Here is a 23,560-nt window from a genome sequence, read left to right on the forward strand (position 1 = left end):
TCCCTACAGGCCTGACAGGCAACGTAACGCTCGATAGGCACCGGCCGCGGACGACGGCCACATCGAGCGCTGAGCCTTCATTGATAGCACCCCCCACCGACAAGTCGGGCCAGGCGCACAGCTCGCGAAATGGCCGGGTGAGATAGCTTCGATCGGGTGACGAGTGTTCCCTCCGGCCCCGGCCCGGCTGTCAACTCTCCCGGCGCTGGTCAGCGACCGTCGCGGCCGCTGCCCGACCCTGTCGACCTGCGGCTGCTGGCCGCGCTCGGCCAGTCCGGCGGCGACATCGGCCTGCCGCAACTGGCTTGGCAGGCCGGAGTGCCGCAACGCGAAGCGGCGGCGCGCTTGGTGGAGTTGGCGGAGGCCGGGATGCCGATGCGGCTGGTCGCCCAGGGCGATCCGGGACTGCTGTGGACGATCGTGCAGCGCGGGCCGGCGGACTCCCCGCGGCTGGCGCCGCCACCGCCCGGAACCCCAGCGCCCGGAACCCCAACAGCAGGATCACCCCAACAGCAAGCCGCGTCCGGCCCACAGCAAACCGCGGCTGCCGTGCAGCACGCCGCTTCCGGACCGCCCACCGGCCCCGCTGCCGTCTGGGGCCTGCCGGGCTCGGCAAGCTGGACCGACCGCGAAAAGCCCGGCGCACCGTCGTCCGGCCCGGTCGGTGCTGGAAGTACCGGAGGTGCCGACCGGCCCGACACCGAAGCTGCCGAGCCACCGCAACGCCGACCGGCGGAACCGGTCGGGTCAACCCAACCCACCGTCGGCCTGGCCGGCGAGCGGCTGACCGTGACCGTCGGCGAGGTGATCGACCCGGCGGACGCGGTGCTCGCCGAGGCCGGCTTCGTCAGCGACCCGGCCGAGCGGGCGGTGCTGGTGCGTACCACCGTCGGCAATGCCGGCCCGGCTCCGCACGACTGCATGCCGGATCTGTACCTGGTGCTGGTGGACGCATCGGGGGCGGTGCTGCAGAAGGCGCCGATGGCCGTGCCCGGCCGGCCGGCGCACCGGGTCGGCGTCGCCACCGGTGCCGGCAGCGACGGCTGGACGCTCTTCCTGATTCCCGCTTCGACGCAGCTCGCGGCCGTGCGCTGGAGCGTCCGGCCGGATCTTCTCGACCGCGACCTCAGTTGGTCGCTCACACCCGCCGGCTGACCTGGCCGTCACCGGGAGCGCAGCAGCGCGAGAGTCATGCGGTGAACAGCACCGAAACGTTCTGGCCGCCGAAGCCGAACGAGTTGCACAGCGCCGCAGCGAGGTTCACCGTGCGCGGCTCGCCGGCAACGACGTCGAGTTCGATCTTCTCGTCTTTGGTGTGCAGGTTCAGGGTGGGCGGAATGACGCCCTCGGCAACGGTTTTCATCGTGATGATGCTTTCCACCGCACCGGCGGCGCCGACCAGGTGGCCGAGCGCCGACTTTGGCGCGGTCAGCACCACCTGATCGCCCAGCGCCCGCTGCACGGCCGCGGCCTCGCCGGGGTCGCCCACCACGGTCGAGGTGGCGTGCGCGTTCACATGGGTGATGTCCTGCGGCTGCAGACCGGCCGAAGCCACCGCGGCCAGCATCGCCCTGGCCTGCCCGGCGCCGCTCGGGTCCGGCCCGGTGATGTGGTAGGCGTCGGAGCTGATGCCGTAGCCGGCCAACCGGCCGAGCACCGTCGCGCCCCTGGCGGCGGCAAAGTCCGCGCGCTCCAGGATCATCACGCCGGCGCCCTCCCCCAGCACGAAGCCGTCCCGGTCGACATCGAACGGCCGGGACGCGGCCTGCGGGTCGTCGTTGCGGGTGGACAGCGTCCTGGCCTGCCCGAAGGCGCTCACCGTCAGCGGGGCGATCGCCGCCTCCGAGCCCCCCGCGATCACCACGTCGGCCTCGCCGGCCCTGATCATCCTGGCGGCCTGCGCCAGCGCCTCGGCTCCGGAGGCGCACGCCGACACCGGGGTGTACACGCCGGCCTGCGCGCCCCGCTCGATGCTCACCATGGCTGCCGGGCCGTTGGCCATCAACATCGGCACTGTCAGCGGTGAAACCCGGCGCGGGCCAACCGATTCCAGCGCATCGTCCTGCCCGAGCAGGGTGGTGAGCCCGCCGATGCCGGTGCCGATCACGGTGGCCAGCCGCACCGGATCCACCTCGGGCGCACCGGCCTGCTCCCAGGCCTGCCGGGCCGCGACGACGGCGGCCTGCTCGCAGCGGTCCATCCGCCTGGCCTGTACCCGCTCCATCAGCGAGGCCGGATCGACAGCCATCGGCGCGGCGATGCGGGTGCCGATCTCGTCGCCGTGCGGGAAATCTGCGAACAGCTCGTCGATGCGGCGGACGCCGCTGCGGCCGGCCAGCAGGCCGTCCCACAGCTCGGTGGCGGTGCCGCCCAGCGGGGTGATAGCTCCGACCCCGGTCACCACGACCTCGGCTGCCGACATGGCTCCTCCAGTTGCTTCGATCACTTGCCGTTGAGTTAGTTGTACCGTATACAACTACATCATGGCTTCGCCGTCTCCGCCAGCTTCCCCCGCCGAGCCCGTCCCGGCCCGGCAGCGTGGCCGCCGTAAGCAGGCCGAGTTGCTGCAAGCGGCGGCGCAGCTGTTCGCCGAACGCGGCCTGCGGGCGGTGTCGGTGGCCGAGATCGCGGCGGCGGCCAGCGCCCACCCGCACCAGGTCACCTACTACTTCGGGTCGAAGGACGGACTGTTCGTCCGGGCCGCGCTGCGGTTGCTGTTGGCCGACGCCCGCCGGCTGGAACCCATCGGCCGGCGGCAACGCACGCCGAGCGCCTTTCGCAACGCACTCGCCCGCACCGCGGTGAACCTGCCGTCGGTTCCGCTTGCGGTGCAGGCGATGTCGATCTCGGAGCAGCGGCCGGAACTGCACGATGTCACCGCGCACCACCTTGCCGTGCTGTTCCATCAGGCTGCCGAATATCTGAGCACTGTTCTTGACCGGCGCGGCTGGGTCGTCGACCGCTCGCTGCTGGTGGAGGCCCGCACCTTCTGGAGCGCCGTGCTCGGCTCCCGACTGATCCACTCCTCCGGTTTCGGCGGCAGCAGCAGCGATATCGACCTGGCCGGGGTGCTCAGCGTTCGCGAAGGCTGAGTCAGCCCTCCCGCAGCACCTCGAGTGCCTGGGCAAGGTCTTCCGGATACGGGCTGGTGTACTCCACCTGACTGCCGGTGCCCGGATGGATAAACGACAGTGCCCTGGCATGCAGCCACTGCCGGTTCAGGCCGAGCTTTTTCGACAGCACCGGGTCGGCGCCGTAGGTGAGATCACCCACCAGCGGCCGGTGCATGGCCGAGAAGTGCACCCGGATCTGATGTGTCCTGCCGGTCTCGAGGTGCACCTCGAGCAGGCTGGCCGACCGGAATGCCTCCAGCAGTTCGTAGTGCGTCACCGACTCCCGGCCGTCGGCCATCACCGCGAACTTGTAGTCCGCCTTGGGATGCCGGCCGATCGGTGCGTCGATGGTGCCCCGCACCGGGTCCGGAAAGCCTTGCACCACAGCGTGATAGGTCTTGTCGACGGTGCGCTTGCGAAAGGCGTCCTTCAGGATCGAGTAGGCGCTCTCGCTGCGCGCCACCACCATGCACCCTGTGGTGCCGACGTCCAGCCGCTGCACGATGCCCTGTCGCTCGGCGGCACCGGAGGTGGCCACCGAAATACCCATGGCGGCGAGCGCGCCGAGCACCGTCGGACCGGTCCATCCCACCGACGGATGTGCCGCCACCCCAACGGGTTTGTCCACCACGACGATGTCGGGGTCGACGTGCAGCACAGTGAGCCCCTCCACCAGTTGCGGCGTCACCTCCAGCGGCCGCTCCGGCTCCGGCAGCGTGACATCCACCCAGCTGTCGGCGTTGAGCCGCTCGGAGGCCTTCGCCAGCGGTTTGCCGTCCAGCAGCACGTCACCGGCGTCGATCAGGGTGGCCACCGCGGTGCGGGACAGGCCGAGCATCCTGGCCAGCGCCGCGTCGGCGCGCATACCGGCGACCCCTTCGGGCACCGGCAGCCGGCGGAACTCACTCATCGGCGGAATCCTTTGCCGCCGGCTGTTTCTCGCCCCTTGTACCGTCGAAGTCGATGCCGAGCAACGCGGTCAGCACCAGCAGCACCGCGCCGACGGTGATGAAGCAGTCGGCGGTGTTGAACACCGGGAAGTGCTCGCCGTTCGGGCCGAACACCGATAAGAAGTCGACAACGTGCCCACGGAACGGGCCGGGGCTGCGGAACAACCGGTCGGCGAGGTTGCCCATCGCGCCGCCGAGAATCAGGCCAAGGCTCACCGCCCACAACGTTGACGTCAGCTTGGCCGCTACCCGCACGATGACGACAGCAACGATCACCGCGACCACGGCGAAGATCCACGTCATGCCGGTGTCGCCGCCGATCGACCAGGCCGCGCCGGGATTGCGCAGCAGCGACAGGTACACCAGCCCGCCGAGCAGCCGCGGCGGGTTGGCCGGGTCGAGGTTGGCCACCGCCAGCGACTTCGCCACCTGGTCGATCAGCAGGCACAGCGCGGCCAGGGTCAGCACCAGCGGCAGCCGGCTGCGGCGCCGGTGCGCGCCCGCGGCGGGCTGGGACGGGTCGGCGGCCGACTCAACGGGAGCGGCCGGCTCAGCCGGCGCAGCGGACTGCACGGGTTCGGCGGGATCCACCGATCCAGCCGGTGGTCGGCTGGGCTGGTCGGACGGTTCGCGGCGCTCGGCGGGGTGACTCACCCAGCCAGTGTGTCAAACCCCGGAGCTGGGGCGGGTGAACCAGCCGGCCAGCGCCCCGTACCTGCTGATCGCCCGCAGCCTGCGCTCGGTCGCCGCTCTGGCTTTGGCCGGCACCACGATCAGCAGCTCGTCGCCCTGCCGCAGCCGGGTCGACGGCAGCACCGGTATGGCTTCGCCGGAGCGCAGCAGCACCGCGATGGTGGCGGACGCCGGCAGGCGCAGTTCGGACAGGTACACCCCGTGCAGCCGGGATTGGGCCGGCACCGCGACGTCGAGGACGTGGGCGCCGATGCGTTCCAGCGGCGACGCCTCGATCTGCACCTCGGTGGACCGTTCCGGTTCCAGCACACCGAGTTTGCGGGCCACCCAGGCCAGCGTCGTGCCCTGCAGCAGGGTGTAGACGATCACCACGATCACCATCAGGTTCAGCAGGTCCCGCGCGGTGGGACGACCCAGCATCAGCGGAATGGTGGCCAACACGATGGGCACGGCTCCGCGCAGCCCCGACCACGACAGGAATGCCTGTTCCCGCCACGGCACCTTGAACGGCGTCGCCGCCGCGGCCACCGAGATGGGCCTTGCCACCAGCAGCAGCACCAGCCCGATCGCCAGCCCTGGCAGCAGCACCTTCGGCAACTGTGTCGGGTCGACGTACAAACCCAGCAGCACGAACAGGCCGATCTGCGCCAGCCAGCCGAGGCCCTCGGCGAAACTGAGCGTCCCGCCGCGATACGGCAGCGCAGAGTTCCCCAGGATCAACGCGCACACGTACACCGCCAGGAACCCGGAGGCGTGCGCCAAGCCGCCGACGGCATAGCTGCCGCCGATCAGTGCGAGGGTGGCCAGCGGGTACAGCCCGCCGGCGGGCAGCGCGATCCGCCGCAGCCACCAGGCCCCGGCGAAGCCGATGACGCCGCCGATCACCGCCCCGGCCAGCAGCTCGTACAGCACCAGCAGCGGCAGCCATGCGGTGATCGCGTCGGTGCTCGCCAGCAACGCCACCGCCAGCACCACCGGGGCGTCGTTCAGCCCTGACTCCAGCTCCAGCGCGGCGGCCAGCCGGCGCCGTACCGGTACCCCGCGCAGCACCGAGAACACCGCGGCGGCATCGGTGGACGACAGCACCGCCCCCCACAGCAGGCTGGTGCGCCAGTCCAGATCGAGGATGAGGTGCACCGCCAGCCCGCTCACCGCGATCGACACCGCCACCGACACCGTTGCCAGGCAAATACCAAGCCCCAGTGCGGGTTTCACGTTCTCCCAGCGGGTGGTGAGGCCGCCCTCGGCCAGGATCACCACCAGCGCCGCCAGCCCCAGTTCTTCGGTCAGCTTGGTGTTGGAGAAGTCGATGCCGATCGCGGCGTTGCCCAGCAGCATGCCGATGGCCAGGTACAGCAGCATCGACGGCATCCCGAGCCGGCGGGACAGCCGGATCGCCACCAGGGCCAGCAGTACCACGACGGCGACCAGCCCGAACGCGCGTTCCAGGGTGCCGGTATCCATGCGGCACCTCGTTTCGGGCGGTGGGGGCTGGTTAGGTCTGGACGGTCGGCACCGGGTTGTTCATCCCCAGCCGGTCGAGTACGTCGATCACGGCGTTGGCCCGATTATGGGTGTAGAAGTGCAGCGTAGGAACATCGTTGTCCAGCAACGTTTCTGCCATCTCCACGGCATGGTCGATGCCGATCGCCCTGGCCGCTGATGCGTCGTCCCCGACGGCGGAGAGCCGCTCGGCCAGCTGAACCGGAATGGCCTGCCCGGAGAGCTCGCAGATACGGATCAACCGAGGAAAGCTCAGCACCGGCATGATGCCGGGGATCAGCGGCACATCGGCGCCGGCGGCCTGCACCCGGTCCCGCAGCCGCAGGTACGACTCGGCCGAGAACAACATCTGGGTAATGCCGTAATCGGCACCGGCCCGCACCTTGTCGACGTAGAACCGGGTGTCGGTCTCCAGGTCGGGTGAGCGCGGGTGCTTTTCCGGGAATGCTGCCACCCCGACCGAGAAGTCGCCCATCGACTTGATCAGCTCGACCAACTCGGCGGCGTAAGAAAAGCCGTGCGGGTGCTTGGTCCACTCGCCCAGCGGGTCGCCCGGCGGGTCGCCGCGCAGCGCCAGGATGTCGCGCACCCCGGCGTCGGCGAAACCGTCGATGGTGGCGCGCAACTCGGCCGCCGAGTGGCCGACGGTCACCAGGTGCGCCACCGCGGTCAGATCGGTGTCGGCGATGATCCGCCCGACCACCTCGGCGGTCTTGCCGCGCCGCGAGCCACCCTGGCCGTAGGTGACCGACACGAAGGCCGGCCGCAGCTGCTTCAGCCGGTCGACGGCGCGCCACAGCGTCGGGTCTTCCTCGGCAGTTCTCGGCGGCATGAACTCGAGGGAGAACTTGCGGCCGGGCGCGGCGAGGCGGTCGCGGACGGTCAGCATGGTGCGAAAGCCTAATTGCTGGGCGGTTCCGAACCGCGCCTGGCATCCCGGCACACTGAACGGGTGAGCGAAACGTCCCAGCTGGTGCAGGCGGTCGATGACGAGCTGGCCGGGCTGCTGGCGCACCGACGCCGCGAGTGGGACCAGCTCACGGCGGACTCCGACGCGGACAGCCCGGTCGACCGGATCGAGGCGTTCCTGGCCGGCGGCAAGCGGATCCGGCCGGTCTTCTGCTGGTGGGGATGGCGGGCCGGGGGCGGCCGCCGGGAGCTGGCGCACTGTCGTCCGGTGCTGCGGGCCGCCGCCGCCCTCGAGCTGATCCAGGTGTGTGCGCTGGTGCACGACGACGTGATCGACCGGTCCGACACCCGCCGCGGCCGGCCCGCCGAGCACCGGGCCGCGGCCAAGATCCACGCGGACGCCGGCTGGGCGGGTGACGCCGAGCACTACGGCCTCTCGTCGGCGCTGCTGCTCGGCGACCTGGCGCTGGCCTGGGCGGACGACACCATGGTGGAGGCGGCGCAGCAGCTGGCCGCGCTGCGCAGGGTGCAGCCGGTCTGGCGGGCCATGCGCACCGAGGTGCTGGCCGGGCAACTGCTGGATCTGCAGGTGGCTGCCGCCCCGGCGGCCGATCCGCTCGCCCAGCAGCGGCAGGCCATGACGGTGATCGAGTTGAAGACCGCGGCCTACACCGTCACCCGGCCGCTGCTGTTGGGCGCGGCGCTGGCCGGCGCCGGCCCGTCCGTGCTGGGCGTGCTGACCAGGTACGGCACCGCGATCGGCACCGCCTTCCAGCTGCGGGACGATCTGCTCGGCGTGTTCGGCGACCCTGCGCAGACCGGCAAACCCGCCGGTGACGACCTGGCCGAGGGCAAGCGCACTGTGCTGCTGGCGTTGGCGCTGCGTGAGCTGGCGGAGAGCGGCCGGGTTGCCGACGCGACCGTCCTGGGCGAAGGTCTTGGCAGGGCGAGCAGCGCTGCCGGGCGCGCCGAGTTGACCGACATCGTCGCCTCCACCGGCGCCGCGGCCGCGGTCGAGTCGATGATCGCCGAGCGCCTCGCGGAAGCGGTGGCTGCGCTGGAAGAGCTGCCGGCCGGGGCCGACGACGCCGCCGCGGCGCTGCGCACGCTGGCCGGACGCGCCACCGCCCGCCGCAGCTGACCACCGACGCCGCACAGCTCAGGAGGCCGGATGCACACCGCGCTGCCCGCGTTGCTCGCCATCGCTGCCGCGTTCTTCGTGGCGTTCGGCAGCGGCATCCGGCAGCAGGCCACCATGCTCTCGCCGCGCATCACTGTGCGCTGGCTGGTCGGCGCGGCGGTGGCGTTCTTCGGTTTTGCGTTGCAGATGCTGGCGTTGGCGCTGGGTTCGGTGCTGCTGGTGCAGCCGCTGATGGTGCTGTCGGTGCTGTTCGCGCTGCCGATCGACCGGTGGCTGACCGATCGGGTGCCGAGCAGGGTGCAGTGGCTGTGGGGGGTGCTGCTGACCATCGGGGTGGTGCTGTTTGTCGCGTTCGCCGATCCGGTCCCGGCCCGCACTGGGCGGCACCGCTGGGTGATCATCTTGGTGACGACGCTGCTGCTGCTGATTCTGGCGGCCATGGTGGTGTGGGCGGAGCGGTCACGCCGGGCGCCGCGGGCGCTGCTGTACGGCACCGTCGCCGGTTCGCTGTTCGGTATCGCAGCGGTGCTGATGTCCGATGTTGGCAAGCGGCTGAGCCACCCCGTCGAACTGCTGCAGCATCCGCCGGTCTACCTGTTTCTGGTGCTGATCGGCGCCGCGATCGCGGCGCAGCAGCGGGCCTTCGGCAGCGGCAACCTGCAACAGTCGTTCCCGGCCATGGTGGTGGCCGAGCCGGTGGTGTCGATGGCGATGGGCCTGGCGCTGCTCGGCGAGAAACTGGACAGGCACGACTGGCGCACCGGCGTCGCGATCGGCGGGTTGGTGCTGCTGGTGGTCGGCGTGCTGCAGCTGAGCCGGCTCTCCGCCGCCCGCTCCGACCAGGCCGCGGTGCACGCCCGCTGACCGGCCGCCGGCGGCTCCAGCCGGTCAGAACCCCGAGGCCTGCGCGCGGCGCTTGACCTCGGTGCCGCGGTTGTCACGCAGTGCCTGCATCGGGGTGCCGGGCAGGGTCTCGTCCGGCCGGAACAGCCAGTCGATGATCTCTTCGTCGGTGTAGCCGGCGTCGGTGAGCAGGGTGATGGTGCCGGTCAGCCCCTTGACCACCTCCCCCGGCCGGTCCGATCCGGCGCCAGGGCCGGTGATGAACTCGGCAGGCATCTTCACCACCCCGTCGGAGCGCACCGCGATCACGGTGCGGTCCCTGATCAGCTGGTGCACCCTGGTGACGATGACGCCGAGCTGCTCGGCGATGTCCGGGAGCGGCACGAGGTGCGGGCCGGCGGCGTTCTCGGGGGTGGTTGCGCTGGTGGTCACGGCGAACAGCCTGCCACGCAGGTGACAGCTCGGAAACGACGGCGCTCAACTACCCGGGTCGATGCCGGTGCATCCCTAGAATCGCTTGTTGTGACCACGACCAGGGGCGGCCTGACCGGCAGCATGCTGGACGGGCGATACCGCATCGGTTCGGTGATCGCCCGCGGCGGCATGTCGACGGTGTACCGGGCTCTCGACACCCGGCTGGACCGGGCGGTCGCCGTCAAAGTGATGGCCACCCAGTACGCCTCCGACCCGGCCTTTCTGACCAGGTTCTCGCGCGAGGCCAAGCTGGCCGCCGGACTGTCGCATCCCGGCATCGTCGCGGTGTACGACCACGGCCGCGACGGCGACCACGTCTTTCTGGTGATGGAGCTGGTGGACGGCGGCACCCTGCGCGAGCTCATCCACCAGCGGGGTCCGCTGCCGGTGCCGGTGGCGACGGCGGTGCTCGGCCAGCTGCTGGACGCGCTCGGCGCCGCCCACGCCTCCGGTCTTGTGCACCGCGACGTGAAGCCGGAGAACGTGCTGATCTCGGCAAGGGGCCGGATCAAGGTGGCCGACTTCGGGCTGGTCAGGGCGGTCACCAGCAATTCGATGGCCACCGGTGACGTGATCTTGGGGACGGTGGCTTACCTGTCGCCGGAGCAGGTGGAGACCGGCGCCAGCGACACCCGCTCGGATGTGTACTCGGCCGGGATCGTGGCCTGGGAAATGCTCGCCGGCCGACCGCCCTTCATCGGCGAGAACGCGATGTCGGTGGCCTACCAGCACGTGCACTCCGAGGTGCCGTACATCGGTGACGAGGTGCCCGGCATCGCGGCCCCGCTGGAAGATCTGCTGGCCGACGCGACCCAGCGTCGGCCCGAGCACCGGCCGCGGGACGCCCCGGCGTTCGCGAATCGTCTCGGCGTGGTGATTAGGCAGCTGCGTATCCCGCCGGTTGCGGTTCCGGTGCCGACCAAGCCCGAGCCACAACCCGCCGGCCGGGTGGCAGGGGCGTCCGCCCCCGTCGATCGACGGCAGGGCGGCGCCGGCGCCACCGCGGTTGCCGCACCGGCCGGCCAACGGGGCGACGAGTCCTGGCGCGGGGACAACGGCACCAGGGTGCAGGTCGCCGACCGCCCGATGACGGCGGTGGCCCCGCGCTACCAGCGCCCGGACAAGTTGGTCAGCGCCCGCCGACGCAACTGGACGCGGCGCATCGTGGTGATCGTCGTGCTGATGCTGCTGGCCGCGGCTGCCGCCCTCGGCGGCTGGTGGCTGGGTGACGGCCGCTGGTCGTACGCGCCGACGCTGGCCGGGATGAGCCAGGCCGACGCCGTTCTCGCCGCCCAGCAGGCCGGGCTCGAGCCGAAGGTGGCCACCGTCAACTCGGCGAACGTGGCCGCCGGTCAGGTCACCGCGATCGAACCGGAGCCGGGCACCAAGCTCCCCCGCGGCGCCGAGGTCACCATCACGGTGTCGCTCGGTGCGCAACGGATCGCGGTGCCCGCGGTGGCCGGCAAGGCGGTCGAGGACAGCCGGAACGCGTTGCTGGCCAACGGTTTCGCCGTCGGCGACCGGGTGTACCGATTCGATCGGGCGCAGCCGGACGGCACGGTGCTGGGCACCGAGCCGACCGCTGGTTCGCAAGCACTGAAGGGATCGACGGTGCGGTTGGTGGTCAACCGCTCGCTGCGGCTGCCGGACGTGCGCGGCAAGTCGGTGCCGGCCGCCCGAGAGGCGTTGCAGCAGGCCGGCTTCCGGGTGCGCATCGGCGAGCCGCGGTTCGCCGATTCGGTGCCGCCGCCGGACGTCGCCGACACCAGCCCGGCAGCCGGTACCCGGCTGGATCCGGCGGCCGCCGACGTGACGCTGCACCCGTCGAACGCGGTGCTGGTTCCGGATGTGTCGCACGGCGACCTCACCGCGGCGAAGAACGCGCTGACCGCCCTTGGCCTCAACTACCGGGTGCGCGGCCTGTTCACCTGGGGGTCGAAGGGGGTCTCGTCCCAGTACCCCGCCGCCGGCAGCCTGGTGGAACCCGGTGGCACCGTTGGACTTTCCACCTGGTGACGCACCGGGCTGACCCACCCGGTCACCGCGGGCGGTGTCCGGATGTCAGCTCAGCGCCGACACCACAGCGGCGACGATGAAGGTGTTGAACACGAACGCGATGATGGCGTTCGTGGTGACGGTGCGGCGCATTTCTTTTGAGGTGACGTTGATGTCGGTGGTCCCGAACGTCGTCATCACCGAGACGCCGAAGTACACGTAATCGCTCCATACCGGCGAGTCGTCACCGGGAAAGTCCAGCGCCTGCTCGTTCTCCACCAGGTTGTCGGCGTGGAATGCCACGGTGAAAGAGATCATCACGCAGGCCCAGGCGACCGCCACCAGCGCGGTGGCCAGCCCGACGCGCAGCGGGGTGCTGAAACTGCTGGTGCCGTAGCCGGGCATCCACACCACCGCCACCGCGAACGCCACCACCGAGATCGACATCGACACCCCTGGCCCCGGCGCGGTCCCGAAAACGTAGCGCTGCAACACGGTTCCCCGGTCCGATCGCTGCGCCCAGGTGCGGATCTGCTTCGGGGTGGCCTTGACGAACGCGACCGTGGTGATCATCAGATAGCTGAACATATACGCCAGCAACACGATCACCGCGAAGTCGAACACCGAGGTCCGCATGGCCTGGTAGATGTTGCCGAGCGCGACCGCCCCGGTGACGACGATCGCGATCGCCATGCTCACACTCGTCCGGCGCCGCTCCGGCAACCAGCCGGGCACCGAGGACCATCGGCTCACCAGCGCCACCCTCTTCGAGAATCGTCATTTCCTGCACGCAGTTCAGCTAACTTGCCCTGTCCTGGGCCGCACGCCGAACCGCGCGCAGACAACGCCAACTCCCCCGGCACCCCGAGCACCGCTGGAACCGCTGAAACCGCTGGAACCGCTGGAACCGCTGGAACCGCTGGATCAGCCCATCAGGCCACCGAGCAGCCCGCCCCGCTGCTGCCCGCTGCCGCGCTGGTCGTCGTCGTGCTGGGCACCGGCCGGCCACTCACTGGGCTGCACGACAACGAAGCCTGGCCCGTTGAACACGTATTGGAACGCCTCACCGGAGCCGCCGCGGAGCATCGACTTGATGTTCATGCTGCTCACCACCCTTGGCGCCAGGTTGGCCGACCACGCCACCGCCGCCTGCACGTCGACGTAGGTCGGCTGCTGCGAGCAGTCCAGCACCACCGGCTGGCCGACCGCCTGCAGCGCGACGGTGCCATGACCCTCGAGCACCACGTTGTACAGCCCGGCGCTGAGCATTCCGGCACCCTCGGTGCGCATGATGTCCCAGTTGATCGCGGCGTCGAAGGCCAGCAGGTTCCGGCCGTTGACCGAAAGGCTGTCGCCGACGAGATCGATCAGGTAGACGAAACCCGCCTCGGACGCGAAGAACACCTCACCGTTGCCGGCCACCCGCATGAACGGCACGTCCTCGTTCGTCACGATCTTCCTGATGAGCTTGCCGACGGAGCCGGCGCCCTCATGGTTGAACGTGATCTCGCCCTGGTAGGCGACCATGGCGCCCTTGATAGACAGCACGTCTGGTCCGAGCGCCACCCGCAGCATCTGCGGGTTCTGCAGCCCGAACCGCTGCTGCCCCTGTGCCTCGAGGTTGCGCTGGTCAAAGAGAGTGCTCTGCACTGTTCGCTCCTGAAAGTCGGCAGGTGGCAGCACCCTCCGGCACGCGCCGGAGGGTGCTCTTGCCAGCAGATTAGGGACGAAAAGCGTTGGCTGTCAGGCGATCCGGGCCAACCTGGACAGGTCTGGACAGGACCCGGCCCCGCGCTCAGCCGCGCAGCATCTCGGAGATCAGGAAGGCCAGCTCCAGCGACTGCTGGGTGTTCAGGCGGGGGTCGCAAGCGGTCTCGTAGCGGCCGGCCAGATCGTCGTCGGAGATCTCCTGGGCACCGCCGAGGCACTCGGTGACGTCCTCGCCGGTGAGCTCAACGTGAATGCCGCCCGGATGGGTGCCGAGCTCGCGGTGCACCTCGAAGAAACCCTGCACCTCGTCGACGATGCGGTCGAAGTGGCGGGTCTTGTAGCCGGACGGCGATTCGTGGGTGTTGCCGTGCATCGGGTCGCACTGCCAGATCACCTTGTGCCCGGTGGCCTCGACCTTGGAAACGATGTCGGGCAACACATCTCGCACCTTGCTGTTGCCCATCCTGGAGATCAGGGTGAGCCGGCCGGGGGTGTTGTCCGGGTCAAGCCGCTCGACGTATTCCACGGCGAGGTCCGGGCTGGTGCCCGGGCCGATCTTGACGCCGATCGGGTTGGCCATGATCTCGGCGAAGGCGATGTGCGCGCCGTCAAGCTGCCTGGTGCGCTCCCCGATCCACAGGAAGTGCCCGGACAGGTCGTACAGCTTGGAGTTCGGGTCGCCGGGGTCGCCGAGCCGCAGCATGGCACGCTCGTAGTCCAGCAGCAGCGCCTCGTGCGATGCGAAGATCTCGACGGTGTGCAGGTTGTGCGAGTCGACCCCGCAGGCGTTCATGAAGCGCATGGCGCGGTCGATCTCGGCGGCCACCCGTTCGTAGCGCTGCCCGGCGCGTGAGGTCTGCACGAACTCCTGGTTCCACTCGTGCACCAGCGCAAGGTCGCCCATGCCGTTGCCGGTGATGGCGCGCACCAGGTTCATCGCGGCGGAGGCGTTGGCGTAGGCGCGGACCATCCGCGACGGGTCGGGGATGCGGGCCTGCTCGGTGGTGGCCAGCGAGTTGATGATGTCCCCGCGGTACGACGGCAGGCCGAGCGCATCGGTGTCGTTGCTGCGCGGCTTGGCGTACTGGCCGGCGATCCGTGCCACCTTCACCACCGGCAGCGAGGCACCGTAGGTCAGCACCACCGCCATCTGCAGCAGGGTGCGCACGTTGGCCCGGATGTGCGGCTCGGTGTTGTCGACGAACGTCTCGGCACAATCGCCGCCCTGCAACAGGAATGCCTGGCCGTTGGCCACATCGGCGAGCTGCTGCTGCAGCCGGTCGACCTCGGTCGCAACGGTCACCGGCGGCACCGATTCCAGCACCGCGCGGACGGCGTCGACCTGCTGCTGATCCGGCCAACGCGGCTGCTGTTGCGCCGGCAGCTCGAGCGCCTGATACAGCCGATCTCCCATGCCACCGGGCAACGGCGGCAAGGTCGGCAAGATATCGGCGGGAATGTCGACGGTCCAGTTCACCCAATAAGGGTATGCAATGCCGCAATGTGCGCGGCACCACAGCACGCACCCAGCCCGGTCACAGCCGGATGTGCCGCACTCCGACGGCCAATTCCCTGAGCCGGTGGCGGGCCGGGGACAGCCGCGGCCGGCCTAGCGTCAACCCGCACTCGGCGGCGATCAGCTCAACAACCTCGTCGACGCTGCGGTGGTCGGTCGGAACGGCGGTGGCGTAGCGCGGCATCGCCAGCGCCGTCACGCAGCGGTCGATCTGCGCCATCGCCCAGGTCTCGTCGCGGCGCAGCAGCCAGGTCGGGATGGCCGAGATGCGGGTCGACAGCCGTCGGCGCAGCGTCGCGGGTGTGGCCGTCAGGGCGAAGTGCCGGACGTCGACGCCGCCGGCCCGCAACCCGCCGACGATCTGCTCGAAGTAGTCGTCGCGCACCATCGTCATCGGGACGATCACCGGCCCGCCCCCGCAGGCGACCGCCGACCGCTCGGCCTGCCGCAAGGTGTCGAGCACCCCGGTCCGCCACTGCGGCAGATCTTGGAAGTCGCCGCGCGCACCCGGCGGGAGCATCTTGTGCAGGGCAAACCCGAGCACTTCCGGATCGGCTACCTGCGCTATCGGCAAGCGCCGCTGCAGCTCGTGCGCGGTTTGCGTCTTGCCGGCCCCCAACGCCCCGTTGATCCAGATCAGCACGGCCGCAACGCTATCGTTCTCAGCCACCGCTACCGCATGGAGGAACGATGCATCCGATCCACCACCGCCGAAGGTCCAACCGCCGCGGCGTTCTCGGCGGTCTCGCGCTCGCTGTCGCGCTGCCGCTGGCCGTCTTCCAGCCGGTGGCGGCCGCCGGCAGTGCCGACGCTGTCGAACCGCTGCCGCCGATCGGCAGCCAGACCCTGGTGCCGATCGGCGGCGGCTACGGCCAACACGTCGAGCAGCAGTTCGCCGGGCTGGCCCGGCAGCGCGCCCTCCAGCTCGGGGCGGACCGCACCGTCGATCTGCTTGTGGTGCCGTCCACCTACGGCGACGACCCGGCCGACCGCGCCGAGAATCTGCGGATGGCCAAGGGCCGCACCGACGACCTGAACACGGCGTGCACCGCGATCGTCGCCTCCGGCGCGCTCACCGGCTGCACGGCCCGGCTGCTCACCCTGCTCGACCGAGCCGACGCCGAGAACCCGGCCAACTCGGCGGCGCTGGGCGGCCGCGGCGTCGACGGGGTTTTCATCCTCGGCGGCGACCAGACCATCGCCATGCGGGTGCTCGCCAACACCCCGGCGGAGGCCGCGCTGGCGCAGGCGTACCGCCGCGGAGTTGTCACCGGCGGCTCCAGCGCCGGCAACGCCGTGCTTTCGCGCAGCATGATCACCGGCTACACCCCGGACGGCTACCCGTGGACCGGCCTGCAGCGGGGCAGCTCCACCATCGGCTGGGGCGACAGCCTCGGCACCGACGACCGCGGTCTCGCCTTCGGGTCGGAGACCTTCATCTTCGATCAGCACTTCTACCAGCGCGGCCGGTTCGGCCGGCTGCTGAACCTGACGGCGCAGTCCGTCGAGCACTACGGCAGCCCCGGGAAGATCGGCCTCGGCGTCGACTACAACACCGCGCCGGTGCTGGCGGACGACCGCACCATCACCGGCATGATCGGCGACTCCTCGGCGGCCGTGATGGACCTGGCCGGGGCGGGCGCCCCGGCGTGGGTCGGGCCGGACCGGACGCTGACCGTGCGCGGTGTCCGCACCGGTCTGCTCGCCCCAGGGGCCGGCCAGAGCTACGACGCCCGGTCCAGGCAACTGCTGGTGAACGGCACCGCACTGCCGGCGGTGTCGGCCCCACCTGCGCCGCGGTTGGCGCTGCCGGGGCGGGCATCGGTGCTGCTCGGCGGCGGCGGCAACGACACGCCCGGATCGGCTGTGCTGCAACGCTTCGCCGGCAGAGCTTCCGGCGCCGGCGACGTGCTGGTGCTGACCGCCGGGTACCCGGACGCCGCCGCGGCCCGCGCGGCGGCGCAGCGCTATACGGCCGCCGTCAAGAAGGCCGGCTACCAGGGCAGGGTGCGAATGCTGATCGCCGGCGCCGACCCGATCGACGCCGCGTCGGTCGCCGGTGCCGCCGGGGTGCTGGTACTCGGTGGCGATCAGCAGCTGATATCAGATGCGGTGCGCGACAACGGGTTTGCCGGCGCCGTCCGCAGCGCCATCAGCACCGCCAAGGTGGTGCTCACCGAGGGCGCCGCCACCGCAGCGCTCGGGCCGAGCTACGACGCCGTCGCGAATCCCACCAGCGACACCGACGAGGACGCGGCCATCGCCGCGTTCCGCGCCCACGGCAACTCGTTCTCCCCGGGGCTCGGGCTGATCCGCGCCGCGACGCTGGAACCGATGCTGGGCTACGACTATCGGTGGGGCCGGCTGTACGCCGCGGTCGCGCACCACCGGGCAACACCTGCGGTCGGGATCAGCGAGCAGACCGCCGTCGAGCTCGACGGGACCACCGCGACGGTGCTCGGCGCCCGCTCGGTGGTCACCGTCGACGGCCGCCGCGGCTGGTTCGGCACCGGGAGCAACGGGGCCATCGCCGCCGGCAACGTCTTCCTGTCCGCCTACGCCGGTGGGCAGCGCCTCGGCTGATCGGTTGCAAAAGCGGGTCAGCGGTGCGCCGGTGCCGCCGCCCGCGCCGGTGACATCCGTCCGGCCAGCGCCCGCTCGGCGACCTGCCAGCGTTGGAAGGCGAGCTTGGCGTCGGCGAGCGCATCGTGCCGGTCCGGTCCGTGGCCGGGGATCTGCGGGCGGCCGGCCAGCTCCCAATGCTGCCGGACGTCTTTGGTGAGCCGCGGCAGTTCCGGCGGCAGCGCCGGCATCGCGCCCCAGAGCTGGGCAAGGGCGACATGGTCGTAGGCGGCGAACCAGGCCCACAACTCGACCTTGCGGCCGGGCGCGGCGAAGAATGCGGTCAGTTCGTCGCGGATCGCCGCCCGCGACCGCCACGCGCTGTCCGACGGCGGCGGCAGCTTGTCCAGCACGTTGCGCCGCACCCAGCTGCCGGCCCGGTCCGGGTCGAACTCGGTAGACACCGCGTAGAACTCGCCCCCGTCCTCGGCGACGACGCCGATCGACACCAACTCGATGGTGACGCCGTCTTCGATGAATTCGCAGTCGTAGAAGAAGCGCGCGGGTGGGGCAGCCATGGGAGACAAAGGGTACGACCGACCAGGTCAGCTCGCCTTGGTGCCTGGCAGCCTGGTCACGGTGCCGGGGCCGCGGCCCTCCGCCTGGTCGACGGCCTTGGCCTGCGCCGCCAGCTGCTCCTTGACGGTCGCCGCGTACTGATCGACATATTCCTGTCCGGACAACTCCATGATGCGGTACATGATCTCGTCGGTCATCGCGCGTTCGACGAACCGGTCACCGGCCAGTCCCTCGTACCGGGAGAAGTCCAGCGGGCGGCCGATCACCAACGTGATGCGGTGCGGCCGCCAGATCTTGGAGCCGATCGGGTTCACCTTGTCGGTGCCGATCATGGCCACCGGGACCACCGGGACGCCGGCTTCCAGGGCCATTCTGGCCACACCGGTCTTGCCCTTGTACAGGCGGGCGTCCGGCGAGCGGGTGCCCTCGGGATAGATGCCCAGGACGTGACCCTCGCGCAGCAGCCGCACCCCGGTGTCCAGCGCGTCCTTGGCGGCGGAGGCGCCGCCGCGGTCGATCGGCACCTGGCCGATACCGGTGAAGAACAGCTTCTTGAGCCGCCCCTTGAGACCCTTCTCGGTGAAGTACTCGCTCTTCGCCAGATAGGTGACCCTGCGCTTGATGTGCAGCGGGGTGAAGAACGAGTCGGCCACCGACACGTGGTTGCCCGCCAGGATGACGCCGCCGCTCTCCGGCAGGTACTCGGCCCCGATCACCTTGCAGGGGAACGACAATCGCAGCAGTGGCCCCATGAAGACGTACTTCATCAGATACCAGATCACCGAGACCACACCCTGGCTCACCCAACCTGTTCGCTGCCGCGGTCCGCGGCTTCGTCCACCCGACCGGCGTCGGTTCGCGGAGCACCGGATCGGCCCCCGACCACTCGACCACACTCTGGTGACATCGGTCTATACCGTACGCCCAGGCCCGCTCAGATCCGACAAGGCTCGACGTCCCAGCCCTGCGGCGCGTGCGACCATGAGGGGGTGACAGCCAGGGCCGCTGCCGACCGGCAATCAGCGCAGCATGCGTTCTCCAGCGACGTGGGCGCGCGGCTGGACACCGGCGTGTTGCTGTCGCACGGCTTCACCGGCTCTCCGGCCACCATGCGCCCGCTGGCCGACGCCTTCGCCGCAGCCGGCTACCGGGTCAGGCTGCCACTGCTGCCTGGCCACGGGACGAGCTGGTCCCAGATGAACCACACCACCTTCGACGATTGGGTGGCGGCGCTCACCGCCGAACTGGCCGAGCTGCGCGCGGTGTGCCGGACGGTGGTGGTGTGCGGGCTCTCGATGGGCGGCACGCTGGCGCTGCGGCTGGCCGAGCTTTACCCCGACCGGGTGGACGGGCTGGTGCTGATCAACCCGTCGGTGATGACCTCGCGATGGGACGCCAGGTTCGCTCCGCTGCTGAACCGGATGCGGCCGGTGGTGCGCCGGGTGCTGCCCTCGCTCGCCGGGATCGTCGATGACGTGGCGAAACCCGGCGTCAGGGAGGGTGGATACTTCCGGATCCCGACGCTCGCCGCGCTCTCGCTGCAGGCCGCGTGGCCGGTGGTGCGGGCCGACCTTTCGGTGATCCGGTGCCCGATGATGCTGCTGCACTCGGTGGTGGATCACGTTGTCGAACCGCGGAATGCGCAGATCGTGCTGGACGAGACCACGGCTCTGCCGACAGCGGACAAACACGAGGTGTTGTTGCGCAACAGCTTCCACGTGGCCACCCTTGACTACGACGCCGCACTGATCGAAGCGCGGGCACTGGAGTTTGTGCGGGAGCTGAGCGAGCGCAGCTCGCCACCGACCCATGCAGTACCGACCGACGCAGTACCAACTGACGCAGAACCGACCGACGCAGGACCGACCGACGCAGTAGCGACCGACGCAGGACCGACCACCTCCACCCGCGACAACACCCCACGGATGCCGGTATGACCACCGCTTTCCCCGACGATCGTGACCGCCCGGACTCAGACCTGCCGGACGACGGGTCCACCGGGTCCGATGAGCCGGGTACCGGAGCGTCGGGCGGGCATCCCACCGAAGGAACCGCGGCATCCGGCGGAACCGACGGCGGCGCCGCCGATGCCGTTCAGCGTTGGTCCGACGACGACATCGAGCGGGAGTTCTCGGCGATCGTCGCCGGCTGGGAGCCACCGGCCGCACCCGCCGCCCCGACCGCGTCGGTGGTGGAGATCAGCGAACCCGAGGTGGACACCGGCCAGATCGGCGGTGGCGAGCAGGCGGAGTGGAATCAACGATTGCGTCCGGAGCCGCCGGCCTGGCCGAGCCAGCGGTCGGCCGCCGAGGCCCGGCGCCTGCGGCGGCGGATGCGCCGCGCCGAACGCGAGGCCGAGGTGGCTGCGTTCGAACAGGAGCGGGCGCGCAAGGAGGCCGAGTACGCCGCGGACACCGAACACTTCGTTCCGCCGCCGGCGCCGCCCGTGGTGTGGCCGACCATCCGCACCACCATGGCGATCCTGTTGGTGGTGGCCGGCATCTTCCTGTTGCTCGGCCCGAACGTGCTGACGCTGTCCGCCACCGGCACCGTGCTGCTGTCGGCGGCCCTGGTGATCGGTGGCGGGGTGCTGTTGTTGCTGGGGTTGCGTCGGCACCACGCCGAGCAGGGTGACGGCTGGGACGACGGCTCAGCCGTGTGATCGCTCAGCCGCGATCGGCCGCGAGCTCGCGTACCGCATCGCGGGCATGCAGCGCCCCGCCGATCACGGCGGCGGAATCGCCGAACCTGGCCAGCGCCACCCTCGGCAGCGGCCGGTACCGGCCACCGGTGATCTGCCGCTGCAGCACCCGTTGCGCCTGCGGCAGGAACAGCGGCGCGGCACCGGACACCCCGCCGCCGATGACGATCACATCGGGGTCGAGCACGTCGGCGGCCATCGCCATGCCGACACCGAGCCAGCGCCCGAGCTCGTCCATCGCGGCCAGCGCCTCAGGGTCGCCGTCACCCGCGGCTTTGGCGACCACGGTGCCGGTGATCTCCCTGTCGTTGAGGTTGTCCGGCAGCCTCCGTCCGGCCTGCCGCCACAGGTGCAGCCCGGTGGCGGCCAGCGCGGTGCCGGAGCAGTACCGTTCCCAGCACCCGCGCTTGCCGCACGGGCAGGCCCGGCCGTCCGGTACCACCATCAGGTGCCCGAGTTCGGGCGCGACGCCGTGCCCGCCCCGGTAGATCTCGCCGTTCACCACCAGCCCGGCCCCGATACCGGTGCCGAGCGCGATCACCAACGCCACCGGCGAGCCCTTGGCCGCGCCCAGCCGGTACTCGGCCAGCGCCGCGGAGTTGACGTCGTGGTCCATCACCACCGGCAGGCTCAGCCGCTCGGACAGCAGCGCCGGCACCTTGGCGTCCCGCCACGCCAGGTGCGGGGCGAACATCACCCGCTCGCGGTCGGTGCTGATGAAACCGGCCACCGCCAGGCCCACCGCCTGCACCGGATGCGACGCCCGCAGTTGCTGCACCAGGTCGACCAGCAGCTCTTCGGTTGCCTGCGTTGTACGCGGGGTCGGCGCCCTGACCGCGGTCAGTACCTGACCTTCGGTATCGACCACCGCCGCCCGCACCGAGGTGCCGCCGATATCGATGCCGACGGTGAGCTCAGCAGACTCGTTGCCGCTCAACTGATGTCGATCCGCTCGGGACGGTTGCCGCGGCGTTCCGGCGGTGCCGCCGGCGCGTCTGCCGGCGGTGCCGCCGACGGGTCCGCGGGGGCGGCGGCGCCGGTATCGGAGGTGTCGGCCGGGGCCGGAAGAAGCGTGCGAATGCCGTCAAGCAGGGCCAGCGCGCCCGACCAGAGGCCGTCAAGGGGGTCGGGCCGATCGTCCTCGGCGAGCTGCCGACCGCGGCGCTGCGCCCGCGTGACGCCCACCCGCGCGGCGTCCAGCAGCCGTGCCAGTTCGGTGCGCACCTCGAGTCGCTCGCTCATCCCCCAGCCTCGCCGGTCGCACCGTTGCCATTACCGTTGCCGCTAGCGCTGGTGATGTGGCCATCGTCACCGGCGAGCAGCGCCTGCGGCCACTTCGCGGGGTCGGGCGCGAAGCGCACCAGCAGTCCGGCGTCGGTGTGCTGAGCGCCGAGCACCGTGCAGCGGGTCAGCACCGAAGGCAATTCCACCCGGCGAGTATGCCCGACCACGGTGAGCAGAATGTCGTCGCCGGACCGGGACAGCGCGAGTTCGTCCTTGCCGGCACCCGGCAGGCCGATGGTCCACCACCATTCGCCGTCCGGCCCGCGAGCCGGCTCCGCCTCCGGCCCCGGCGGAGCATCGCCGGCACCGGACGGCTGTTGGCCATCGGTGCCGGACAGCAGCGGCGGGCAGGACGCGGCCAGCGCCGCCAGGGCGGCCCCGACCGGCTCGGTGGGCTGCCGGGGGATGCTGACGCGCCGGGCCGGCTGCCCGTACATGGCCGCCAGCAACTCCAACCGGCGGGTCAGCCGGTCCCGCAGCGGCGAACTCCCGGCGACCAGCAGCAGCCGGCACAGCCGTGGGTCGGTGAGGGCGGCATGCACGGCCAGCAGCCGGCCGATCAGCCGGTCGGCGGCGCTGGCGGCACGGGCACCTGTACCGCCGCGACGCAACGACCGCAGCAGCCGCAGCGGCGCCGGCAACAGCCGGTCGGCGAGCAACGCGAGCGTCTCCGGCAGCTGCAGCAGTTCCGGCAGCCGGCTGCCGGCATCCATTACAACGGCCGCGCCCTGATCGGTGCCGGCCGCGTCCAGTCGGCGCACCTCGTCGGCGACGGCCAGCAGCAGCGCCACCTCGGCGGCGCCGGGCAGCGCCGCCAGTTCGGACGCATCCACCGCGGCAGCCTGGTCGGCTGCGCCACCGGCCGTCAGGGAACCGAGCAGGTCGGCCAGCGATTCGCCGTCGGCCGCGGCGACCGGCTGCACCTCGTGCAGGCGCACCCCGGCGGCTTCATCGGGCAGGTCGCCGAGAATGTCGGCGGCCAGCGGATCGGCGGACACCAGCACCACCTCGCGGTGCTGCCCACCGGCCAGCTGCAGGGCGGTGAGCGCCGCCGTTGTGGTGCTGCCGCTGCCGCCGGGCCCCGCCACCAGCACCAGTCGCGGCTCCGCCGGCGTCGGCGCGGCAGCGCTCATGCCCGGCCGGGCGTCTCGACGCGCTTGCGCAACTCCTTCAACGCGGTGTCCATGATCACGCGTTCGGCGTTGCGCTTGAGCGGTCCGATCAGCGGAATGCTCAGCTGCACCGTGAGCCGGTAGGTGACGAGGGTGTCTGTTCCGTTGTCCTGCAACGTGTACGACCCGTTCTGCGCCTTCTGCAGCTTGCCCCGCACCAGCGTCCAGCTGACCGAGCGGCCATCGGCGGCCCAGTCGTACTCCAGCTCGTAGGTGTCCTTGATCATCCCGGCGTCCATCACGAACTCGACGCGCCGCGGACGAGCGCCGTCACCCGGGTCGGTGACCGTCACCTGCTTCACCGCTGGAGTCCACTCCGGGTAGGCCGCAACGTCGGCGATCGCGTCCATGATGGTGTCGGCGCTGGCGGCCATCGACAGGGATTTTTCGGAGCTGTCCGGCATGCAGCGAAGGT

The 23,560-nt window shown here is 70.9% G+C and carries 24 protein-coding genes; 8 read left to right on the forward strand and 16 right to left on the reverse strand.

Annotation, left to right across the window (positions count from 1 at the left end):
• Positions 1 to 156: 156 nt before the first annotated feature.
• Positions 157 to 1,155: a hypothetical protein gene (locus HKD39_RS02620; protein WP_171198238.1), complete on the forward strand. Its 999-nt coding sequence runs from the start codon at positions 157 to 159 to the stop codon at positions 1,153 to 1,155.
• Positions 1,156 to 1,189: 34 nt separating this feature from the next.
• On the opposite strand, the gene HKD39_RS02625 is transcribed toward HKD39_RS02620, so the two are convergent.
• A complete protein-coding gene (locus tag HKD39_RS02625) occupies positions 1,190 to 2,422 on the reverse strand; it encodes a beta-ketoacyl-[acyl-carrier-protein] synthase family protein (RefSeq protein WP_171198239.1) in 1,233 nt (410 codons plus the stop codon).
• Between the two features lie 61 nt (positions 2,423 to 2,483).
• Here HKD39_RS02625 and HKD39_RS02630 point away from each other — a divergent pair, with 61 nt between their 5' ends.
• Positions 2,484 to 3,092: a TetR/AcrR family transcriptional regulator C-terminal domain-containing protein gene (locus tag HKD39_RS02630; RefSeq protein WP_171198240.1), complete on the forward strand. Its 609-nt coding sequence runs from the start codon at positions 2,484 to 2,486 to the stop codon at positions 3,090 to 3,092.
• A 1-nt stretch (position 3,093) separates the two neighbouring features.
• Here the strand turns inward: HKD39_RS02630 and HKD39_RS02635 are convergent, their stop codons facing one another.
• From HKD39_RS02635 to metF, 4 genes are read right to left on the reverse strand one after another with little or no spacing between them, the layout of a single operon-like run.
• Positions 3,094 to 4,023: an RluA family pseudouridine synthase gene (locus HKD39_RS02635; protein WP_171198241.1), complete on the reverse strand. Its 930-nt coding sequence runs from the start codon at positions 4,021 to 4,023 to the stop codon at positions 3,094 to 3,096.
• Positions 4,016 to 4,717: a signal peptidase II gene (gene lspA / locus HKD39_RS02640; protein WP_343074531.1), complete on the reverse strand. Its 702-nt coding sequence runs from the start codon at positions 4,715 to 4,717 to the stop codon at positions 4,016 to 4,018. Before lspA ends, HKD39_RS02635 begins: the two co-directional genes overlap by 8 nt.
• Before the next feature lie 12 nt (positions 4,718 to 4,729).
• Positions 4,730 to 6,220 (reverse strand): potassium/proton antiporter, encoded by a 1,491-nt coding sequence (locus tag HKD39_RS02645; RefSeq protein ID WP_171198242.1) that lies wholly within the window; start codon positions 6,218 to 6,220, stop codon positions 4,730 to 4,732.
• A 31-nt stretch (positions 6,221 to 6,251) separates the two neighbouring features.
• The gene (metF, locus tag HKD39_RS02650; RefSeq protein ID WP_171198243.1) at positions 6,252 to 7,148 is read right to left on the reverse strand and encodes a methylenetetrahydrofolate reductase [NAD(P)H]; all 897 of its coding nucleotides are present in this window, start codon (positions 7,146 to 7,148) and stop codon (positions 6,252 to 6,254) included.
• A gap of 63 nt (positions 7,149 to 7,211) precedes the next feature.
• Here metF and HKD39_RS02655 point away from each other — a divergent pair, with 63 nt between their 5' ends.
• A complete protein-coding gene (locus HKD39_RS02655) occupies positions 7,212 to 8,309 on the forward strand; it encodes a polyprenyl synthetase family protein (RefSeq protein ID WP_343074532.1) in 1,098 nt (365 codons plus the stop codon).
• Between the two features lie 30 nt (positions 8,310 to 8,339).
• Complete coding sequence (locus HKD39_RS02660) at positions 8,340 to 9,173, forward strand: DMT family transporter (protein WP_171198244.1); 834 nt, start codon at positions 8,340 to 8,342, stop codon at positions 9,171 to 9,173.
• A gap of 24 nt (positions 9,174 to 9,197) precedes the next feature.
• Here HKD39_RS02660 and HKD39_RS20245 read toward each other — a convergent pair whose 3' ends face one another.
• Positions 9,198 to 9,584: an Rv2175c family DNA-binding protein gene (locus HKD39_RS20245; protein WP_171198245.1), complete on the reverse strand. Its 387-nt coding sequence runs from the start codon at positions 9,582 to 9,584 to the stop codon at positions 9,198 to 9,200.
• A 90-nt stretch (positions 9,585 to 9,674) separates the two neighbouring features.
• On the opposite strand from HKD39_RS20245, the gene pknB reads away from it, so the two are divergent.
• Complete coding sequence (gene pknB / locus HKD39_RS02670) at positions 9,675 to 11,642, forward strand: Stk1 family PASTA domain-containing Ser/Thr kinase (protein WP_171198246.1); 1,968 nt, start codon at positions 9,675 to 9,677, stop codon at positions 11,640 to 11,642.
• Positions 11,643 to 11,687: 45 nt separating this feature from the next.
• On the opposite strand, the gene HKD39_RS02675 is transcribed toward pknB, so the two are convergent.
• The 4 genes from HKD39_RS02675 to HKD39_RS02690 form a co-directional block, all read right to left on the reverse strand.
• A complete protein-coding gene (locus HKD39_RS02675) occupies positions 11,688 to 12,314 on the reverse strand; it encodes a DUF1345 domain-containing protein (protein ID WP_171198429.1) in 627 nt (208 codons plus the stop codon).
• A gap of 231 nt (positions 12,315 to 12,545) precedes the next feature.
• On the reverse strand, positions 12,546 to 13,271 hold the full coding sequence (locus tag HKD39_RS02680; protein WP_171198247.1) for an AIM24 family protein: 726 nt from the start codon (positions 13,269 to 13,271) through the stop codon (positions 12,546 to 12,548).
• Between the two features lie 145 nt (positions 13,272 to 13,416).
• Positions 13,417 to 14,808 carry a class II 3-deoxy-7-phosphoheptulonate synthase gene (locus HKD39_RS02685; protein ID WP_171198248.1) on the reverse strand — a complete coding sequence of 464 codons (1,392 nt, stop codon included), beginning with the start codon at positions 14,806 to 14,808 and terminating at the stop codon, positions 13,417 to 13,419.
• A gap of 58 nt (positions 14,809 to 14,866) precedes the next feature.
• Positions 14,867 to 15,490 (reverse strand): AAA family ATPase, encoded by a 624-nt coding sequence (locus HKD39_RS02690; protein ID WP_171198249.1) that lies wholly within the window; start codon positions 15,488 to 15,490, stop codon positions 14,867 to 14,869.
• A 47-nt stretch (positions 15,491 to 15,537) separates the two neighbouring features.
• On the opposite strand from HKD39_RS02690, the gene HKD39_RS02695 reads away from it, so the two are divergent.
• A complete protein-coding gene (locus tag HKD39_RS02695; RefSeq protein WP_171198250.1) occupies positions 15,538 to 17,430 on the forward strand; it encodes a Type 1 glutamine amidotransferase-like domain-containing protein in 1,893 nt (630 codons plus the stop codon).
• 17 nt (positions 17,431 to 17,447) lie between these two features.
• Here the strand turns inward: HKD39_RS02695 and HKD39_RS02700 are convergent, their stop codons facing one another.
• Positions 17,448 to 17,987, reverse strand: a complete 540-nt coding sequence (locus HKD39_RS02700; RefSeq protein ID WP_171198251.1) for a polyadenylate-specific 3'-exoribonuclease AS — start codon at positions 17,985 to 17,987, stop codon at positions 17,448 to 17,450.
• Between the two features lie 27 nt (positions 17,988 to 18,014).
• Complete coding sequence (locus HKD39_RS02705) at positions 18,015 to 18,770, reverse strand: 1-acyl-sn-glycerol-3-phosphate acyltransferase (RefSeq protein ID WP_171198430.1); 756 nt, start codon at positions 18,768 to 18,770, stop codon at positions 18,015 to 18,017.
• Between the two features lie 264 nt (positions 18,771 to 19,034).
• Between HKD39_RS02705 and HKD39_RS02710 the strand changes: the two genes are divergently transcribed.
• Together HKD39_RS02710 and HKD39_RS02715 are read left to right on the forward strand one after the other, a co-directional pair.
• Complete coding sequence (locus HKD39_RS02710) at positions 19,035 to 19,925, forward strand: alpha/beta hydrolase (protein WP_343074567.1); 891 nt, start codon at positions 19,035 to 19,037, stop codon at positions 19,923 to 19,925.
• The gene (locus HKD39_RS02715; protein WP_171198252.1) at positions 19,922 to 20,650 is read left to right on the forward strand and encodes a hypothetical protein; all 729 of its coding nucleotides are present in this window, start codon (positions 19,922 to 19,924) and stop codon (positions 20,648 to 20,650) included. Before HKD39_RS02710 ends, HKD39_RS02715 begins: the two co-directional genes overlap by 4 nt.
• 4 nt (positions 20,651 to 20,654) lie before the next feature.
• On the opposite strand, the gene HKD39_RS02720 is transcribed toward HKD39_RS02715, so the two are convergent.
• Genes HKD39_RS02720 through HKD39_RS02735 form a run of 4 tightly spaced genes read right to left on the reverse strand, consistent with a single transcriptional unit; the run spans position 20,655 to position 23,549 of the window.
• Positions 20,655 to 21,626, reverse strand: coding sequence for an ROK family protein (locus HKD39_RS02720; protein WP_212753799.1), 972 nt, complete (start codon positions 21,624 to 21,626; stop codon positions 20,655 to 20,657).
• Complete coding sequence (locus tag HKD39_RS02725; protein WP_171197815.1) at positions 21,623 to 21,931, reverse strand: hypothetical protein; 309 nt, start codon at positions 21,929 to 21,931, stop codon at positions 21,623 to 21,625. The genes HKD39_RS02720 and HKD39_RS02725 overlap by 4 nt, the downstream gene beginning before the upstream one ends.
• On the reverse strand, positions 21,928 to 23,106 hold the full coding sequence (locus HKD39_RS02730) for an ArsA family ATPase (protein WP_171198253.1): 1,179 nt from the start codon (positions 23,104 to 23,106) through the stop codon (positions 21,928 to 21,930). Before HKD39_RS02730 ends, HKD39_RS02725 begins: the two co-directional genes overlap by 4 nt.
• Entirely contained in the window at positions 23,103 to 23,549 is a 447-nt protein-coding gene (locus HKD39_RS02735; RefSeq protein ID WP_171198254.1) for an SRPBCC family protein, read from the reverse strand. Before HKD39_RS02735 ends, HKD39_RS02730 begins: the two co-directional genes overlap by 4 nt.
• Positions 23,550 to 23,560 lie beyond the last annotated feature (11 nt).

Source organism: Nakamurella aerolata (assembly GCF_013002705.1).
In the GTDB taxonomy this organism is placed as follows: Bacteria; Actinomycetota; Actinomycetes; order Mycobacteriales; family Nakamurellaceae; genus Nakamurella; species Nakamurella aerolata.